The sequence below is a fragment of the Apilactobacillus kunkeei genome, assembly GCF_001421115.1.
Lineage (GTDB): Bacteria > Bacillota > Bacilli > Lactobacillales > Lactobacillaceae > Apilactobacillus > Apilactobacillus kunkeei_F.
Genome location: NZ_JXCW01000003.1, coordinates 31,925 through 46,763, shown reverse-complemented (window position 1 = coordinate 46,763; position 14,839 = coordinate 31,925). Strand labels below are relative to the sequence as shown.

Sequence of the window (14,839 nt, the reverse complement as noted above, 5' to 3'; positions counted from 1 at the left end):
AGATGAATCCAAAACGGATTCATCTTTTTTATTCTTCATCTTCTAAAAGGTTGAATTCCAAACTTGGGTCAGCATTTAAGTCAACGCCAGCAAAAACATCCTTCTTTGCCATGACGTATCCGGCTGCACCAATCATTGCGGCATTGTCACCACAAAGTTTGTTTGGCACCTTAATTAATTCAGTTGTATCAATCTTATCAATTGCTTGTTCTAATGCACCACGAAGACCCTTGTTAGCGGCAACCCCACCAGCTAAAATCAATTGAGAAACTGGATATTCTTGTAATGCTCTAGTGGTCTTATCGACTAATACATCAACGACAGCACTTTGGAAACTAGCGGCCAAATCGTTCTTATCCAATTCTTCATGAATTTGATCAGCATGGTGAGTGGTGTTTAGAAACGCACTCTTTAAACCACTAAATGAAAAGTCGAAGTTATCTTCTTTTTCCATCGCACGTGGGAAGTTAAAGGTATCCTTACCTTCTGCTGCCATTGCATCAACCTTAGGACCAGCTGGGTAGTTAATTCCCAATACTCGACCAACCTTATCGTATGCTTCACCGGCAGCGTCATCCCTAGTTTCACCGATAATCTTGAAGTCTCCCTCTTCTTTCATTAGGACCAATTCAGTATGACCACCGGAAACAACCAATGCTAATGCTGGGTAGTTAATCTTGGTAACAAAACGACTAGCCAAGATATGTCCGGCAATGTGGTTAACGGGAATCAATGGAATATTGTGTGCCCATGCAATGGTCTTAGCAGCAGTAACACCGATTAATAGTGCCCCAACTAGACCGGGACCATATGTCACCGCAATTGCGTCGATGTCATCGTATGAAACATCGGCTTGCTTCATGGCATCTTCAACACAGATAGTGATTTGTTCAATATGATGTCTACTTGCGACTTCTGGAACGACTCCACCAAATCGCTTGTGACTATTGATTTGCGTTGCAACAACGTTTGATAATATTTTTTCGCCATCTTCGATAATGGCCACACTAGTTTCATCACAACTAGATTCAAAAGACATAATTATATGTGGTTGCACAAAAAAACCTCGTTTCATTAAATTCCAAAGTTATTTGGAATAGTTTCGTATAGACTTAAATCTAAAACCATATCAACGGCATCTTCATGATCACCGTCGTAGTAACCCTTCTTGACACCAACTTGCTTGAAACCTAAGTCGGAATACAATCTTTGGGCCTTTACGTTGCTAATTCTTACTTCCAAAGAAACTGTCCTATAGTTCAATTGGCGAGCCTTCTTGATAATCTTTGCGATTAAAAAGTAACCTAATCCACGTTCTTGGTATTCAGGTTTTACAGCAACGTTTGAGATATGGCAGTCACCTTGCTTATCGTTTAAAGAACTACCGATAAAAGCAACTAGTTCGTCTTCTTGACGCAATAGTAAATAAAAGCGATCTAGACGTGGCTTTAGCTCAGGTAAAAACGCTTCGTCGGTCCATGGTGCCTTACCATCGTAGACGTCACGTTCGATATTCACCATTTCTGGAATATCGGTAACCATTGCCTTGGCCAAGTAAAACTTATCGCCATTAATCTTTACGATGTGGTTCTTGATATTTAGGTGTTCCTTTTTCATTAGGTGCTCGGTATTCACAAATTTTTTCTGATACCAATTAATTAACTTTTTCAACATATGAAGTAACTTCTTCCCCGGGATGATTTTGTTTCCAATCTGCTTCAGCTTTAGTCAAACGTAAATATCTTGGTACAAATGCATGAATGTCTTCAACAGGTGATAAGGTTTGTCCATATAAACCTAATCTAGCTGCTTGTGGCAAGTTATCAAAACTATCGGTAAAAATAACTTTGTCGCCAAACTTATTCTTCAATGCATCTTCAAAATGTGGTGCGTCGGTACCAACAGCATATACTGTCCTGTCTTTGCTATCGATTATGTCTAACCATTTATCAAAGTCGGTATGACAGTCTTCTAAGACATTTTCTGGAACGCCATTTTTAATTTCATAAAGTCCAGAAAAGACGTTATTGTTTCTAGCATCAAAAATTGGCATTACAAGGCTGCCCTCTTGCTTAATGTTTAGCGCTAAGGTTTGCAAACTTGATACACCTACTAGTTCAATTCCTAAGGTGTATGCCAAAGTTTTAGCTGTGGCAGTCGCAATTCTAATTCCAGTGTATGATCCTGGACCGTCTGCCACAACAACCCTTTGTAAGTCCGATGGTGTTAAGTCCACCTTTGTCATTAATTCATCAATAATTGGAAGTAAATATTCCGCATGTTTTTGATGAACAGTAGTTGTTTCTGTCGCTAATATTTGATTATCATCCAAAATAGCAACAGTTAGTTGTCGATTGGATGTATCTAAAGACAATACTTTCATCCTGTTTTTCCGTCTCCCTAATAACTTTATTAATATACGTAATAATTCTAAAACAAATTATAACAAAAAAATAGGTGTCTCCATAATAAAAATGAACACACCCGAAAATATTTAATCATTTTTGCGCCAAGTGATGTTGGCGATTGCAGAATGACTGTCGCCACTCATGATTTCATGCTTAGTTAGAATTGAACCGTCATCTTGTTCTTCCATGTCGTAATAACTTTCTACGGTTGATCCGTACTTAACTTCATTTTCGTATCTTAATAGGAAATGAGTTGGAGTATGGTTGGTTAGGAAGTCAGCAGGTAAGACGTTTACCATCCAATCCATGTAATGAGCATTGTTTACGTGTTGGTTTGAATCAATATCTGTATATCTTACGCGGAAGCTTTGTTTAGTTTCTTCGTTGTATTGGACCTTTTGTGGTTTAGGCATCTTAGGAACTTGGTTCACCTTTTCAGCACCAAATGGTTCTACTGTTTCCTTTGGAATGGAAGCAATCTTTCTTTCCTTGTAGTTCATAGCTGCCCATAAACCAGTCATGTGCATTAACACTTCACCTGATTCACTTTCGATAGTGAATTCACGGTAAGCAAAGTACTTGTTGTATGACTTTGATTTAGTGTTAATGGTGATATTTTCATCAACCACTGGCATACGGTTAATATGCACATCGTATTGGATAACAACCCAAGTAACTCCGAACTGGCGGACAAATTCAGCGCCGACACCAAGCTTATCACTATGATCTTCTGACGCTAGGATAATAACATCTAGCATCATCGCAATGGTCATACGACGGGTAAAGTCAGCTTCATAGTAAGTAACTCGATGTTTTTCACTAAAAACAGTTGGTTGGTTTTCCATTATTATTCACTCCTAGATTTCGTGATAGATATTGTAAATCTCTTGTTTTTTAACTTTGTGTAGCTTAGCAACCTCTTTGATTGCTGCATTGGTCTTCATGCCCTTACCAATAAACAAGTCAACTTGTTCTTGGATGGATAATCCAGCCAACTCATCTTGTTCCTGGTTTTCTTGGGTGGCATTTTTATTACCATCAACAATTACCACGAACTCACCACGAACTTGATTTGCTTCGGTCCATTCGATTAGTTCAGAAATACTACCGCGGTCGAATTCTTCGAACTTCTTAGTTAGTTCCCTGCACAATACCGCCTGACGGTCGGCACCGAATACCTTTTGCATATTCTTAAGAGTCTTGTTTAGACGATGAGGAGCTTCATAGAAAATCAATGTTTCACTATGTTGGTTAAGTTCCTCTAGTTCGCAAATCTGGTCACTGTTCTTTCGATTTAAAAATCCAAAGAAATAAAATGGTTGTGGAACCAATCCGGAAGCAATTAGTGCTGTTAATCCAGCATTTGCTCCGGGCAATGGGACAACATTAATATTATTATCAACACATGCTTTCACTAGTTCTTGTCCAGGATCACTAATTGATGGCATCCCCGCGTCACTAACTTGGGCAACATTTTGCCCATCATTTAAAGTTCGTACCAATTCATCAATACGGTAGTCTTTATTATCTTCTCTAAAACTGATTTTCTTGGTATCAATCTCAAAATGATTTAACAATTGTTGAGTGTGACTTGGGTTTTCTGCGGCAATTAAATCAACTTCTTTAAGTGTCTTAATTGCTCGAAAAGTCATGTCATCTAGGTTCCCGATTGGTGTTGGAACTAGATATAATATTCCTTTATCTTGGTTAGCGGTAAAGCTATGTTGTTCTTGCACTTGGACTCCTCCAGATTAACGATTTAAGATTTCATTACAGAAAATACAGCTTTCATCGTTTTCACGATGTGATCCATAAAACTCGATGCAGACATGGAATCCTTCATTAAATAAGTGTTCCAAGTTTTCACGAGATTTAGATGAACGTGGTCTGTTCTTCTTATTATCGTTTTCCACATTTTCTTTTTGTTCATTGATGAAATCATGTAGATGTTGGTTTTCAATTCTTAGTTCGGCATTTTCTTCCATTACTTCGGTTAATGCTTTTCGAACTTCAGTGAATTGAGTCAACATTAATTCAGTTTGTGATTCTAAATCCTTGATTCCATCATATAATTCACGTTTCTCCAAACAATTTCACCCCATTTAACTATTTAGTATTTTCATAATTTTTAATGTAGTAGCCTCTAATATATTTTGGAAACTAACATTGACTGCCATTTGGTTGTTGCAGTTTAAGATTACTTCCATAATTTGAATTAGATTGGCCTCATTGATACTTTCGCTTAGTTGTTCAATGTTTTGAGCTTGTTTTGGAAAGTTATAATCCTTACTTCCAGTATACTTAGCATCTAAAACATCTTCAAATATTGATAGCAGCATATCAATCACTACTTGGCGTTTACTATTATCACTAACTAACGGCATGATATTACTTTGTACCAAAACAAATGAAGTTTTATCTCTTTGAACCAGCATACTGAACCACTGACTAATCGCAGAAATAATCTTGGTTAGCCATTCGTCTTCCTGCCATGCTTGGACGGTCGACATCTGGTTGGTTAGTCGTTTAATGATTTTAAACTGACTGGGAATGACACCTAGGTTGGCCAATTCTTCGTTAAACGCCTTTGTGTTTAACGGATTTAGATCAACCACCTGCGTTCTAGAGATAATGGTTGGTAGTATTAAATTCTTATTGGTCGTTAGTAGAAACGAAACTATATTAGCACCAGGTTCTTCAATAAACTTTAATAAGCTGTTTGCGGCTCCAGTAGTCATCTTTTCGGCATCACAAACGATGAAGAACTTCTGGTTTCCTTCCAAACCACTTTTGGAAAATTCAGATTTTAGGTATCTGATTTGATCAACCTTGATACTTAATCCATCTGGTTTGATGATGACAACATCTGGATGTTGTTGTTCTGCGATTCTACGACATTCATCACAATGTCCACAGGGCATTGAATCATCGGAAACGTTCTTACAAAACATTCTCATTGTTATAAACAACGCTAATGATAACTTTCCGACCCCTTCTTCACCGTTAAATAGGTAAGAATGGGATAATTCGTGATTGTTCACCACTTGTAAAAATTTGTCCATCAGTGGCTTTTGCTTTTTCTCAGTCTCTGCAATCACTTGATTTTCGGTCATGTTCTTCCCCCATTAGAATCGATAAAAATTATCCATTGGCATTTCCATTACAGTAGCGCCACCTACTTCAATCTTAACTGGATATGATGAGTCTGAAACTCCACCATCCAAATTAACTGGAGGTGTCATGTATTGTTCACGCTTACTTGAAACCTTCTTAATGACATCTAAAACATCATTAACACGTTCATCTTCAATCCCAATCATAAAAGTAGTGTTTCCTGACTTTAGAAAACCACCGGTAGTTGATAGTTTGGTTTGATGAACATTATTCTTAGCAAATGCATTTTGTAGTTTATTAGCATCTTTATTTTGCACAATTACAATTAAAAGTTTCATTCAAAATCACGTCCCTATTTTTTAAATTCATTTAAATATGGTTGCAAAATTTCTAAAACATTTTGGTATACCGCATCAATTGATTGAGTAGCATCAACTGACTTGATACGTTTAGGATTAGCCTTTGCTAAACGTTGGTAGGCTGCATGAACTCGGTTATGGAAATCGATTGTTTCAACATCCAATCTGTCGACTTCATCTTCCGCCCTATTTTTAGCAATACGCTTTAATCCTTCTTCTACTGGAAGATTAAAGTAGATAGTAAGGTCTGGTAAAAAACCTTCAGTAGCAAATTGATTCATTTCATTGATTGCATCCTCACCAATTTCTCTACCTCCACCTTGATATGCGATTGAGCTATCAAGATAACGATCACAGATAACTAACTTGTTGTCTGCAATCGCTGGTTTCACTGTTTGTTCAATGTTTTGGCGACGAGCCGCAGCATATAATAATGCTTCAGTTCGCTTGTCCATATCAACATTTTTGCGGTCTAGAATTACTTCACGAATACTTTCAGCGATTGGGTTACCACCAGGTTCTCTACTGGTAACTAACTTGTCGCCCATTTCTTCCTTTAAATAATCTAATACCATGTTCAGGATGGTTGTTTTACCAGCACCATCCGTGCCTTCAAATGTGATAAATTTTCCAGCCATATACTATACCCCTACTTTCATCTTTCTATCTCATTGTACTTTAATTTATGCGTTTCAACAAATGAACAACAAAGAAAAAGTGTCTTATTCCAAAGAATAAAGACACCTTTAGTAATCAATAACAGAAGATTGAATACGATTGTTGGAAACTTTTCTTTCTCTTGCTTCTCGATATAAAAATAAATATTTTTCACGAGCTAAACGAGTTTGGGCAACAATTTCCCCGTCAACTTCATAAATTGCTTCTTGGGTTTCAGTAGCTTGATCCCATTGGTACTTAGCACGATCGATAGAATCCAATAGAAATTCATCATATTGTTTTCCTACGTTGTGTGAAAATCTTGAAAATCCTAACATCAGTATTCACTCCTACATTTCAGTTCGACCAGAAACGGCTCTAGAAAGCGTCATTTCATCAGCATATTCGATATCACTACCAACTGATAAACCATGTGCTAATCTAGTTACTTTAATTCCGGCTGGCTTAACTAAACGTGATAGATACATTGCCGTTGCTTCCCCTTCAGGAGTTGCGTTGGTGGCAATGATAATTTCTTTGATTGCTTCGTCACTTTGCAAACGTTTAATTAGGCTCTTAATATTTAAATCTTCTGGTCCTTTTCCCTCGATTGGAGATAAGACACCATTTAATACATGGTATAAACCATGATAATCTTTCATTTTTTCCATTACCATGATGTCTCTTGGTTGTTCAACAACCAAAACAGTCGATTGATCTCTTGTCTTGTCTCGACAGATAACACATGGATCTTCATCAGTTAAATTTCCGCAAATTGAACAATACATCAACTTGTCCTTGGTTTCCTTCAATGCTGAAGAGAACTTAGCGACGTCGTCTTTGTTCATATCAACTACGAAATATGCAAGTCTAATCGCTGTCTTATGCCCAATCCCTGGTAGACGCATAAAACTGTCGATCAACTTAGCAATTGGTTCAGGATATTGCATAATTAACCTTCTTTATTTAAATTACATTCCTGGAATTCCCATTCCCTTAGTGTACTTACCCATTGAGTCTTGAGTAGTCTTCTCGATTTGCGCAAGTGCATCGTTTACGGCACTGATTACTAAATCTGAAGTCATGTCTGGGTCTTCTGGATCCAATGCTTCTGGTTTAATCTTCATGTCTTTCATCTTGCGGTCACCTGAGAAAGTAACAACTACCATGTCTTCAGGGGCTTTACCAACAAATTCAGTGTTGTTGATTTGTTCTTGTTCAGCACCCATTTGTTTTTGTAGTTGCTTAACTTGTTTCATCATCTTTCCCATGTTCATTCCGTTCATCATAACTATAACAGCTCCTTAATCATCTTTTACATCTATTATATCTTCACCAAAAAGTTGTGTTGCTTGTTTAACTATTTTGGGTTCATTGTCTTGTTTTTCATTATTATTATCATCGTTTTTGTCTGAATTTTCAACACTTGAATTTTCAGATTCTTCTCGAACGTCTTTACCACTATTCTTTTGGGCAACGATGTAACCCTTTCTGATTTCAGGCCATTGTTCAGCCGGGATAAATACAAAGTCTGGAACGTAGCTCAAAATACGGTCCAATCCATTACCCAAGGCGTCTTGTAGTTCTTCATCAGTACTTGCCTTTTGGAATAGGAATGGATATTCGAATGAAACAACCACACCATCATGACTGGCAGCCACTGGTTTAGAAACATTCATCAATGCTCGCTTGGTGACGTCTAGTCCACTCAATAGTTCATCCCAAATATTTTGAATATTGGTCAAATCCTGACGAGTGGCGTTGTCCAAGACCGGATAAATCTTGGTTAGGTTAACCCTAGCGTTGCTTGAACTACCTGCTGGTTTCTTAGCAGCTGGTCTTCTAGCAGGCTCACTAGCGGCATTACCGCCGTTGTTAGCAGCGACACCGTTCTTGGTTAGCTCTTCTACTTGTTTTTGTAAACTAGCAACTTGATCCTTCAATTGTTGAACCACTTGGTTATCAACATTTGAAGCACTTGCAGGTTGCACGTCGTGTTGTGATTGTGCTGGCGCCGGACTAGCTGCTTGTTGGTTATCAGTGGATAACTTAACGGTCAATACATCTAGATAAACGTCTGGATGCATTGTGTATCTCATTTGGTTTTGAATGTCGTTTAAATCAACAATCATACGATAAACTCTTTGTGTGTCCACGATTGATGTTAGTTGCTTGAACTCCTCATCAATCACACCTAGTTCTGATTCTTCCACCATTTCAGGTGATTGTTGGTATAACAAGATATCTTGGCAGTACTTGATTAAGTCTTCGACAAATCTTGCTGCATCTTTACCAGATTCTAGCATTTGTCTAACATCTGATAGTGCATCCTTAACATCGTGGTTCACAACATTAGTTAGGTATTTTGATAGTAGTGACTTGGTCACACTACCAGTTACTTGCAACGCATTTTCGTAAGTCACCTTATCAAATCCAAATGACAATACTTGATCTAGGATACTTAAGGCATCACGCATACCACCTTCTGCGGCTTTGGCGATGACCTTTAGTGCCTTGTCATCATAATCAATCTTTTTATCGTTTAAAATGAATTCCATTCTGCCCAAGATATCATTTGCGGTGATACGTTTAAAATCAAAACGTTGAACACGTGAAATGATTGTAGCCGGAATCTTTTGTGGTTCGGTTGTGGCTAAAATGAAGATAACGTGTGCAGGTGGTTCTTCCAATGTCTTTAGCAATGCATTGAAAGCCCCTGTTGATAACATATGAACTTCATCAATAATGTATACTTTGTAGGTTGCTTGAGTTGGCGCATACTTGGCCTTATCTCTAACATCCCTAATTTCTTCAACCCCATTGTTTGAGGCCGCATCAATTTCGATAACATCATTTAGTGTTCCGTTTGTAATGCTTTCACAAATTTCACATTCGTTGCAAGGTTCCCCATCTTTTTGATTTGGACAGTTAATTGCCTTTGCCAAAATTTTCGCAGCGGAAGTTTTTCCAGTTCCCCTAGGACCTGCAAATAAATAGGCATGACTCAATTGATTGGTGACAATCGCATTTTTCAATGTGGTGGTAATAACATCTTGACCAATCACATCGTCAAAACGTTGCGGTCTCCATACACGGTATAAAGCTTGGTAACTCATGGAAAACTTCCTTTCAAAAAACTAGTTACTTACATTATATATTCTATTCAATAATTATTCCATTATCGTTTTTACATCATAGATAAAAAAATCTCCTAGCCAGCATTTGACTAGGAGTTTATTTGTATAAAAAACAAGAAGCACAAGCGTAGAATACTTAGTGCTGCTTCCTCTCGGATCTGACACGGTTCGTAAACACAACTTTGCTTCAAGGCCTTGCGGCAATAATTATATTAACTTATTCAGGATTATTTTTCAAGCTTATTTCTCTTTTTCTTAGCTTCTTTACTTCTTTTGCGTGCTGCTTTGAAAAAAGACTTCATTAAATGTTTAGCTTCATCAGCCATTAGTCCACCAAATACATTGACCTGATGATTCAATCGACTATCTTCTAACACATGATATAGACTTTCAGCGGCACCCGCCTTAATATCGTTAGCTCCATAGTAGACATTCTTGATTCTGGAATTGATGATGGCTCCTGCACACATTAAACATGGTTCAATCGTTACATATAAATCGCAATCTTCCAATCGCCAGCTATGCAAACGACGACATGCTTCATCAATGGCAACGACTTCAGCATGATCCAACGCATTGTTGCTTAACTCACGGAGGTTATGACCCCTACCGATAATTTGACCATCTTTAACAATGATTGCACCGATTGGCACTTCGTTTATCATGTATGCTTTTTTCGCTTCGAATAAAGCTTCTTTCATATAGTATTCGTTTGTCTTATCCATTAAATACACTTTCCAATATATAGTAACCTTTGTTCTTCTTGATAATTTCGCAATTACCAAATAATGATTGCATTAACTTCTTAGCAGATGGTGCCCCTTGTTTCTTTTGTAATACCACAGTTAGTGTTCCCTTTGGTAATAAATGATCAACTGCACCAGAAATCATACCGTCCACAACATCTTTCCCTGCTCTTACAGGTGGGTTGGTAATAATTGCGGCAAACTTATCGGTAACATTTTCATAAACGTTAGAATTATGAATCAAAACATTTGAGACATGATTTTGTTCTGCGTTCTTCACGGCTAGTTCTAGTGCTAGGTTATTAACGTCTACCATTTCAAATGTTCTATTTGGATGATGCTTGGCTAAAGCGATTGCCATGGGTCCATATCCGCATCCTAAATCCAGGACATTTCCGTCAGGAATTTTATCAAAATTAACACTTTCAACTAAAGTTTTTGAACCAAAATCAACAGTTCTTTTTGAAAAAACCCCGTTATCAGTGGTAAAGGTCAATGTGTTATTTAATAAATCAAAATTCCATGTATGAAGTTCGTGTACAACATGTGGATTAGGTGTATAATAAAATTCGTTCATTTCAAATCAGATCCTCGTAAAAAATTTTTAAATTCGCTAAGACACTGTATCTAGTAGATTAGGAACATTTTGACCACTAAATATGGTGTTTTTTATTTGATTTTTTTCTGTTCTGGTGTAAACTTTTATATATAAATTAAACGGAAATATCTTACATATTTCGATTGAAATGTAATACATATTTCGTCAAAAGAAAGGGAGCAATACCATGGCACAAGTAACTGTATACTCAAAGAATAATTGCATGCAATGCAAGATGACTAAGCGCTTTTTAAGCGAACACGATATTGATTTTATTGAAAGAAACATTAACGAAGAACCCGAATATGTTTCATACTTAAAATCAAAAGGATTCATGTCACTACCAGTTGTAGAAGCAGATGGTATTGACTCAATTTCCGGATTTAGACCAGATCAATTAAGCCAACTAGCTTAATTTCAAATTACGTATTATTCATTATAATATAAAATGTTGTTTTTGGCGAAACCGCTAATGGTCTCGCCATATTTTTTCTCAGTCTAATTTTACTAATGAAAGAGTGGTTTAAGCATGTCGTTGAAAGATTTGAAGGACGTAACCTATTACGACCTAAATAATGAAATTAACATCCCTAAGGATGATAAGATTCAATTAAATAAAGATAAAGAAGCGCTTGAAGCCTTCATCAAAGAAAACGTTGAACCTAATCTTAAAAAGTTTGGTTCTCTAAAAGAAAAATTCGATTTTCTAATCGATAATGATTACCTTGAAGAAGAATTCATCAACAAATATGACTTTTCATTTATTGAAAAAATCTACGACTACTTGGAAAGTCAAAACTTTAAGTTCAAATCTTTTATGGCCGCATACAAATTCTATGCTCAATATGCCCTAAAGACTGATGATGGTAACTACTACCTAGAACAATTCATCGATCGTGTTGCTATCAACGCACTATACTTCGCTGATGGTGATGAAGAACTTGCTATGAACTTAGCAGATGAAATTGTTCACCAAAGATACCAACCAGCTACCCCTTCTTTCCTAAATGCCGGAAGAAAACGTCGTGGTGAATTCGTATCATGTTTCTTAATTCAACCTACTGACGATATGAATACTATTGGTAGAACTATTAACTCAGCGCTACAACTATCACGTATTGGTGGTGGTGTTGGAATTAACCTTTCTAACCTACGTGCTGCTGGGGATCCAATCAAGCATATCGAAGGTGCTGCTTCTGGTGTTGTTCCAGTTATGAAACTTCTAGAAGACAGTTTTTCATACTCAAACCAACTAGGACAAAGACAAGGTGCCGGTGCCGTTTACCTAAACGTATTCCACCCAGACATCATCTCATTCTTATCAGCTAAGAAAGAAAACGCAGATGAAAAGATCCGTGTTAAGACTCTTTCACTTGCTGTTACTGTTCCTGACAAGTTCTATGAACTTGCTCAAAACGATGATGAAATGTACCTATTCAGTCCATACGATGTTGAAAGAATTTACGGCGTTCCATTCTCATACGTTGATATCACCAAAGAATACGACAACATGGTCGCAAACGATGAAATCAAGAAGACTAAGATTAACGCTCGTGAACTAGAAACTGAAATTAGTAAATTACAACAAGAATCAGGTTACCCTTACATCATTAACATCGATACTGTTAACAAGGAAAACCCTATTGACGGTAAGATTGTTATGAGTAACCTATGTTCAGAAATCATGCAAGTACAAGAACCTTCTACTGTTGATAATGAACAACACTACGAAAAACTTGGTACTGATGTATCATGTAACTTAGGTTCAACTAATATCGTTAACTTAATGGCTAGTCCTGACTTTGGTAAGTCTGTTGACGCAATGGTTCGTGCCTTAACTTTCGTTACTGATCATTCAGACATCAACGTTGTTCCATCAATCCAACGTGGTAACGCCCTATCACACAGTATTGGTCTTGGTGGAATGGGTCTTCACAGTTTCTTAGCTAAAAACCAAATTGAATACGGTTCTGACGAAGCAATTGAATTCACTGGTGTTTACTTCATGCTATTAAACTACTGGACTTTAGTTGCATCAAACAAGATTGCTGCTGAAAGAAACGAAACTTTCCACAACTTTGACAAGAGTAAATATGCTGATGGTTCATACTTCGATAGATACACTACCGAAGACTGGGGTCCAAAATCTGACCGCGTAAAAGAACTATTCGATGGCATCTTTGTTCCAAACCAAAGCGATTGGGAAGAACTAAAGAAAGCTGTTATGAAGGATGGTTTATACCACCAAAACAGAATGGCTGTTGCACCAAACGGTTCAATCTCATACATTAATGATTCAACTGCTAGTTTGCACCCTATCATTAGTCGTATCGAAGAAAGATATGAATCAAAGACTGGTAAAATTTACTACCCAGCTCCATACCTATCAAACGAAACTCTTAAGTACTATAAGTCAGCTTATGACATTGACATGAGAAAAGTTATTGATACTTACGCTGCTGCTCAAAAACACGTTGATCAAAGTATGAGTCTTACTCTATTCATGCGTTCAACAATTCCTGAAGGTCTATACGAATGGAAGAACGGTAGAACTGATAAAATGACTACTCGTGATTTAACTATCCTACGTAACTACGCTCACGCTAAAGGCATTAAGTCACTATACTATGTCAGAACTTACACTGATGATAACCAAGAAGTCGGTGTTAACGAATGTGAAAGTTGTTCAATCTAATTAGTTAGGAGAATTTATACAATGGATAATTACAAAGCTATCAACTGGAATGCTGTAAGCGACCAAATTGATAAAGCGACATGGGAAAAACTGACCGAACAATTCTGGTTAGATACTAGAATCCCTTTATCTAACGATTTAGCTGATTGGAGAACGTTAGATGACGATCACAAATGGCTAGTAGGTCATGTCTTTGGTGGTCTAACTTTACTTGATACCCTACAATCACAAGACGGTATGGCTGCACTTAGAAAAGATGTTTATACTCAACACGAAACTGCTGTTTTAAACAACATTCAATTCATGGAATCTGTCCATGCTAAGAGTTACTCATCAATCTTTTCTACCCTAAACACTCCTGACGAAATTTCAGAAATTTTTGACTGGAGTGATTCAGAAGAATTCCTTCAAAACAAGGCTAAGAAGATTTATGATTTATATCATGATGATTCAAACCCATTGAAGAAAAAGATTTCAAGTGTGTTCCTAGAAACCTTCTTATTCTACTCTGGTTTCTACACCCCACTATGGTACTTAGGTCACAACAAGTTACCTAACGTTGCTGAAATCATTAAGTTAATTCTTCGTGATGAATCTGTTCACGGAACTTACATTGGTTACAAGTTCCAACTTGGTTTCAACCAATTAGGTGGAAACGAACAACAAGACCTAAAGGATTGGATGTACAACTTCTTGTATGACTTATACGAAAACGAAGAAAAGTACACTCACATTCTATATGATCAAGTTGGTTGGACTGACGATGTATTGAAGTTCATCAGATACAATGCCAACAAGGCACTTATGAACTTAGGTCAAGATCCACTATTCCCTGATAACGCTGAAGACGTTGACCCAATCGTTATGAATGGTATCTCAACATCAACAGCTAACCATGACTTCTTCTCACAAGTCGGTAACGGTTACCGTCTAGGTGAAGTTGAAGCTATGAAGGATGACGATTACAAGATTTGGTATCCAAAAGATAACAAATAATCATAAATAAAAAGAGGATGAAGTTTAATTACTTCACCCTCTTTTTTATTCCGTTAGATGCAAAAAAATACCCGATACAGAATTATTAATATCTATATCGGGTATTTTTATTTACTCAATGTAAGTCGG

18 protein-coding genes and 1 other RNA gene are annotated in these 14,839 nt (G+C 37.1%); 3 read left to right on the top strand and 16 right to left on the bottom strand.

Features of this window, described 5'->3' with window-relative positions; genetic code table 11:
* Positions 1-28: 28 nt before the first annotated feature.
* The 16 genes from tsaD to RZ55_RS01765 form a co-directional block, all read right to left on the bottom strand.
* Positions 29-1,075: a tRNA (adenosine(37)-N6)-threonylcarbamoyltransferase complex transferase subunit TsaD gene (gene tsaD / locus RZ55_RS01835; protein WP_057175614.1), complete on the bottom strand. Its 1,047-nt coding sequence runs from the start codon at positions 1,073-1,075 to the stop codon at positions 29-31.
* Entirely contained in the window at positions 1,075-1,674 is a 600-nt protein-coding gene (gene rimI / locus RZ55_RS01830) for a ribosomal protein S18-alanine N-acetyltransferase (protein WP_057175613.1), read from the bottom strand. The genes tsaD and rimI overlap by 1 nt, the downstream gene beginning before the upstream one ends.
* Complete coding sequence (tsaB, locus tag RZ55_RS01825) at positions 1,655-2,383, bottom strand: tRNA (adenosine(37)-N6)-threonylcarbamoyltransferase complex dimerization subunit type 1 TsaB (RefSeq protein ID WP_057175612.1); 729 nt, start codon at positions 2,381-2,383, stop codon at positions 1,655-1,657. The genes rimI and tsaB overlap by 20 nt, the downstream gene beginning before the upstream one ends.
* A 111-nt stretch (positions 2,384-2,494) precedes the next feature.
* Positions 2,495-3,253: an acyl-[acyl-carrier-protein] thioesterase gene (locus tag RZ55_RS01820; protein WP_053792502.1), complete on the bottom strand. Its 759-nt coding sequence runs from the start codon at positions 3,251-3,253 to the stop codon at positions 2,495-2,497.
* Between the two features lie 12 nt (positions 3,254-3,265).
* Positions 3,266-4,144: a 16S rRNA (cytidine(1402)-2'-O)-methyltransferase gene (gene rsmI / locus RZ55_RS01815; RefSeq protein WP_057175611.1), complete on the bottom strand. Its 879-nt coding sequence runs from the start codon at positions 4,142-4,144 to the stop codon at positions 3,266-3,268.
* Positions 4,145-4,159: 15 nt separating this feature from the next.
* Positions 4,160-4,495 (bottom strand): DNA replication initiation control protein YabA, encoded by a 336-nt coding sequence (locus RZ55_RS01810; protein WP_034531918.1) that lies wholly within the window; start codon positions 4,493-4,495, stop codon positions 4,160-4,162.
* Positions 4,496-4,510: 15 nt separating this feature from the next.
* Positions 4,511-5,521, bottom strand: a complete 1,011-nt coding sequence (gene holB, locus RZ55_RS01805; RefSeq protein WP_057175610.1) for a DNA polymerase III subunit delta' — start codon at positions 5,519-5,521, stop codon at positions 4,511-4,513.
* Positions 5,522-5,533: 12 nt separating this feature from the next.
* Positions 5,534-5,860: a cyclic-di-AMP receptor gene (locus RZ55_RS01800; RefSeq protein ID WP_057175609.1), complete on the bottom strand. Its 327-nt coding sequence runs from the start codon at positions 5,858-5,860 to the stop codon at positions 5,534-5,536.
* Positions 5,861-5,874: 14 nt separating this feature from the next.
* The gene (gene tmk / locus RZ55_RS01795; protein WP_034531915.1) at positions 5,875-6,519 is read right to left on the bottom strand and encodes a dTMP kinase; all 645 of its coding nucleotides are present in this window, start codon (positions 6,517-6,519) and stop codon (positions 5,875-5,877) included.
* Positions 6,520-6,627: 108 nt separating this feature from the next.
* Positions 6,628-6,876 (bottom strand): YaaL family protein, encoded by a 249-nt coding sequence (locus RZ55_RS01790; protein WP_034531914.1) that lies wholly within the window; start codon positions 6,874-6,876, stop codon positions 6,628-6,630.
* A 12-nt stretch (positions 6,877-6,888) separates the two neighbouring features.
* Positions 6,889-7,488, bottom strand: a complete 600-nt coding sequence (gene recR, locus RZ55_RS01785) for a recombination mediator RecR (RefSeq protein ID WP_034531913.1) — start codon at positions 7,486-7,488, stop codon at positions 6,889-6,891.
* A gap of 21 nt (positions 7,489-7,509) precedes the next feature.
* On the bottom strand, positions 7,510-7,827 hold the full coding sequence (locus tag RZ55_RS01780; RefSeq protein WP_034531912.1) for a YbaB/EbfC family nucleoid-associated protein: 318 nt from the start codon (positions 7,825-7,827) through the stop codon (positions 7,510-7,512).
* A gap of 15 nt (positions 7,828-7,842) precedes the next feature.
* Complete coding sequence (dnaX, locus tag RZ55_RS01775) at positions 7,843-9,654, bottom strand: DNA polymerase III subunit gamma/tau (RefSeq protein WP_057175608.1); 1,812 nt, start codon at positions 9,652-9,654, stop codon at positions 7,843-7,845.
* Between the two features lie 124 nt (positions 9,655-9,778).
* Positions 9,779-9,875: signal recognition particle sRNA small type (gene ffs, locus RZ55_RS07150), an RNA gene on the bottom strand.
* Between the two features lie 27 nt (positions 9,876-9,902).
* The gene (gene tadA / locus RZ55_RS01770) at positions 9,903-10,400 is read right to left on the bottom strand and encodes a tRNA adenosine(34) deaminase TadA (RefSeq protein ID WP_057175607.1); all 498 of its coding nucleotides are present in this window, start codon (positions 10,398-10,400) and stop codon (positions 9,903-9,905) included.
* Positions 10,393-10,998: a class I SAM-dependent methyltransferase gene (locus tag RZ55_RS01765; RefSeq protein ID WP_057175606.1), complete on the bottom strand. Its 606-nt coding sequence runs from the start codon at positions 10,996-10,998 to the stop codon at positions 10,393-10,395. Before RZ55_RS01765 ends, tadA begins: the two co-directional genes overlap by 8 nt.
* A gap of 208 nt (positions 10,999-11,206) precedes the next feature.
* On the opposite strand from RZ55_RS01765, the gene RZ55_RS01760 reads away from it, so the two are divergent.
* From RZ55_RS01760 to nrdF, 3 genes are all read left to right on the top strand, one after another.
* Entirely contained in the window at positions 11,207-11,434 is a 228-nt protein-coding gene (locus RZ55_RS01760; protein WP_034531908.1) for a redoxin NrdH, read from the top strand.
* Between the two features lie 114 nt (positions 11,435-11,548).
* Positions 11,549-13,714 carry a class 1b ribonucleoside-diphosphate reductase subunit alpha gene (gene nrdE / locus RZ55_RS01755; RefSeq protein ID WP_057175605.1) on the top strand — a complete coding sequence of 722 codons (2,166 nt, stop codon included), beginning with the start codon at positions 11,549-11,551 and terminating at the stop codon, positions 13,712-13,714.
* Between the two features lie 21 nt (positions 13,715-13,735).
* Positions 13,736-14,710, top strand: coding sequence for a class 1b ribonucleoside-diphosphate reductase subunit beta (gene nrdF / locus RZ55_RS01750; RefSeq protein WP_057175604.1), 975 nt, complete (start codon positions 13,736-13,738; stop codon positions 14,708-14,710).
* The last annotated feature ends 129 nt before the right edge of the window (positions 14,711-14,839 follow it).

Coding starts and splice junctions, on each gene's coding strand:
- RZ55_RS01820 (WP_053792502.1), bottom strand. CDS start 3,253: ATGGAAAACCAACCAACTGTTTTTAGTGAAAAACATCGAGTTACTTAC.
- dnaX (WP_057175608.1), bottom strand. CDS start 9,654: ATGAGTTACCAAGCTTTATACCGTGTATGGAGACCGCAACGTTTTGAC.
- rimI (WP_057175613.1), bottom strand. CDS start 1,674: ATGTTGAAAAAGTTAATTAATTGGTATCAGAAAAAATTTGTGAATACC.
- RZ55_RS01760 (WP_034531908.1), top strand. CDS start 11,207: ATGGCACAAGTAACTGTATACTCAAAGAATAATTGCATGCAATGCAAG.
- tsaB (WP_057175612.1), bottom strand. CDS start 2,383: ATGAAAGTATTGTCTTTAGATACATCCAATCGACAACTAACTGTTGCT.
- nrdE (WP_057175605.1), top strand. CDS start 11,549: ATGTCGTTGAAAGATTTGAAGGACGTAACCTATTACGACCTAAATAAT.
- RZ55_RS01765 (WP_057175606.1), bottom strand. CDS start 10,998: ATGAACGAATTTTATTATACACCTAATCCACATGTTGTACACGAACTT.
- RZ55_RS01800 (WP_057175609.1), bottom strand. CDS start 5,860: ATGAAACTTTTAATTGTAATTGTGCAAAATAAAGATGCTAATAAACTA.
- tsaD (WP_057175614.1), bottom strand. CDS start 1,075: ATGAAACGAGGTTTTTTTGTGCAACCACATATAATTATGTCTTTTGAA.
- RZ55_RS01790 (WP_034531914.1), bottom strand. CDS start 6,876: ATGTTAGGATTTTCAAGATTTTCACACAACGTAGGAAAACAATATGAT.
- recR (WP_034531913.1), bottom strand. CDS start 7,488: ATGCAATATCCTGAACCAATTGCTAAGTTGATCGACAGTTTTATGCGT.
- tadA (WP_057175607.1), bottom strand. CDS start 10,400: ATGGATAAGACAAACGAATACTATATGAAAGAAGCTTTATTCGAAGCG.
- nrdF (WP_057175604.1), top strand. CDS start 13,736: ATGGATAATTACAAAGCTATCAACTGGAATGCTGTAAGCGACCAAATT.
- tmk (WP_034531915.1), bottom strand. CDS start 6,519: ATGGCTGGAAAATTTATCACATTTGAAGGCACGGATGGTGCTGGTAAA.
- RZ55_RS01780 (WP_034531912.1), bottom strand. CDS start 7,827: ATGATGAACGGAATGAACATGGGAAAGATGATGAAACAAGTTAAGCAA.
- holB (WP_057175610.1), bottom strand. CDS start 5,521: ATGACCGAAAATCAAGTGATTGCAGAGACTGAGAAAAAGCAAAAGCCA.